Consider the following 2,082-nt stretch of genomic DNA (forward strand, 5'->3'; position numbering starts at 1 on the left):
AGAAAGTGCGAGAAAGTGCGAGAAAGTGCGAGAAAGTGCGAGAAAGTGCGGCCATATTTTCCGATGAATTTGCTTAAATAGGTCAACTATTCGCACAAAATTAATTACAGGCTCAGGAGCAGCCATGAAAGATATTTTACAGTTATTCCCTTATTTCTCACTAAAAGAAAAGTATTTCTTCAATGAGTCTACCAAATCAATCATATCGTTACCCGCACTGATAATACTGTAACCCGAATCAAAAAACTCAGGTCCGACATCCGGTTTACACCAATGACAGCGAGCATCAAAATCAAGAAAAGAACTCTCTCCATTATCACTAGGTACAACAATACGCATATTATAAACAGCACCAATTAATACAGGCACATTACTCACCAACATTAAACCATTGCAGCTAATATTGCCCACATTCCCCATTTCCCGCATCGTATTGCGATTATACACTTTCAGATAATCGTTCAGCAGATGCCGTTGTATTGAGCGTCGCGCATGTTCACGAGGAGTTAATGACATTGACAGACTTCCTTTCTATTCATCAACAAATACTTTTTATTACGTTCTTAAACACCTTTATTTGCCACATCGAGGCAAATACACAGGATAATAATTACTCAATAATTATTCCTTAATGACTCACGCCATGAGCAAGAACCACCCTTTGCCAGCCCCATTAAAGCATTAGTCATAACATGGCCTGAAATTTTTATTGATTCAATACACCTGAATATTTCTAGCAACAGGAACCCATACATTTATGCTAGCAAACCATCGCCAAACTTATTACAAGCATGAATAATATTTTTAAATAAAAAAGACATTCAATATAAAGGCCATGATCTCTCATCAATAAAAGCGTCAAAACAACACGCTTTTATTAAACCCAGTGAAGACGAACACCCCCTTATTAACAATGAAATGACGCTTTGGTAATGACTAGCCGATAGCGGACTCAACAGGTATTTTTTATAGAATGCGTCATTTAACATGTTATACCAATCGTCTCTTTTAATTACCGTAATCAGCATGAAAAACCGGGAGGCAGAACAGATCCATGAAGCAAGCGTTAAAGAGCAAGTTGTTGGGATAGCAATCAACGGCAGTGGTTTTGGCGGTACCAGGAGCCTGTCCGAGAATAGACTGTCCTACTGCGGTTGCGATAAATTGATCTAAAAATTCCTGCTTCTTCATCAAATAGCTCCTCTATTCTCCCCAGAAGCAGAAATTTTTATCCTCAATTTCTCGCAATCCTCGCTAAGGGCGCTATTCTCGGTCAGGCTCCTAGAAACAAGCCATAAAAAAAAGCCAGTCATAAATGACTGGCCTCTAATTGGAGCGGGAAACGAGACTCGAACTCGCGACCCCAACCTTGGCAAGGTTGTGCTCTACCAACTGAGCTATTCCCGCTGAATATGGCGTCCCCTAGGGGACTCGAACCCCTGTTACCGCCGTGAAAGGGCGGTGTCCTAGGCCACTAGACGAAGGGGACGCAATTCCTTCGATTTTATCTTTTACATCAGGTGTTGAAGACTTTAAAGACTTCTTCCTGCTTTTGCGAATCCGTCGTTTTAACTACACGCGACGCCTGAATAATGGCGTCCCCTAGGGGACTCGAACCCCTGTTACCGCCGTGAAAGGGCGGTGTCCTAGGCCACTAGACGAAGGGGACTTAAACCCGTATTGGAGTTTGGTGGAGCCAAGCGGGATCGAACCGCTGACCTCAACACTGCCAGTGTTGCGCTCTCCCAGCTGAGCTATGGCCCCAAAACGTTTTTGAGATCCGCCGTTGATTGGCCTGTCTCGAAACGCAGGGCGAATTCTAGGGTGGTCCCTCCTATGTGTCAAGCATTGCTTATGAAAAAAAATCACAACTTTCCAAAGAGTTATAAAAAGAATCCGTATTCACTGGCAGAAGTTAGCCATAAAAAAACCGCCCACACCGAAAAGATTTCAAGCGGCAACACGGCGGCAAGTAAGTGAAGCCCCAGGAGCCTGTCCGAGAATAGACTGCCCTACTGCGGTTGCGATAAATTGGTCTAAAAATTCCTGCTTCTTCATCAAATAGCCCCGCTATTCTCCTCA

At 43.2% G+C, this 2,082-nt stretch carries 2 protein-coding genes and 4 tRNA genes; all 6 read right to left on the bottom strand.

Going from position 1 to position 2,082, the window contains the following annotated elements:
• Window positions 1-150: 150 nt before the first annotated feature.
• The 6 genes from V4C51_RS17585 to V4C51_RS17610 all read right to left on the bottom strand — a co-directional run bounded on the left by V4C51_RS17585 (window position 151) and on the right by V4C51_RS17610 (window position 1,764).
• Window positions 151-516, bottom strand: a complete 366-nt coding sequence (locus V4C51_RS17585) for a hypothetical protein (RefSeq protein ID WP_330927474.1) — start codon at window positions 514-516, stop codon at window positions 151-153.
• 492 nt (window positions 517-1,008) lie between these two features.
• Window positions 1,009-1,191: a hypothetical protein gene (locus tag V4C51_RS17590; RefSeq protein WP_330927475.1), complete on the bottom strand. Its 183-nt coding sequence runs from the start codon at window positions 1,189-1,191 to the stop codon at window positions 1,009-1,011.
• Window positions 1,192-1,331: 140 nt separating this feature from the next.
• Window positions 1,332-1,407 (bottom strand) — tRNA-Gly (locus V4C51_RS17595).
• A gap of 6 nt (window positions 1,408-1,413) precedes the next feature.
• Window positions 1,414-1,489, bottom strand: a tRNA-Glu gene (locus V4C51_RS17600).
• Between the two features lie 104 nt (window positions 1,490-1,593).
• Window positions 1,594-1,669, bottom strand: a tRNA-Glu gene (locus V4C51_RS17605).
• Between the two features lie 19 nt (window positions 1,670-1,688).
• Window positions 1,689-1,764 (bottom strand) — tRNA-Ala (locus tag V4C51_RS17610).
• Between the last annotated feature and the right edge of the window lie 318 nt (window positions 1,765-2,082).

It is taken from the genome of Candidatus Sororendozoicomonas aggregata (genome assembly GCF_031528575.1).
GTDB classification, from domain to species: Bacteria; Pseudomonadota; Gammaproteobacteria; order Pseudomonadales; family Endozoicomonadaceae; genus Endonucleibacter; species Endonucleibacter aggregata.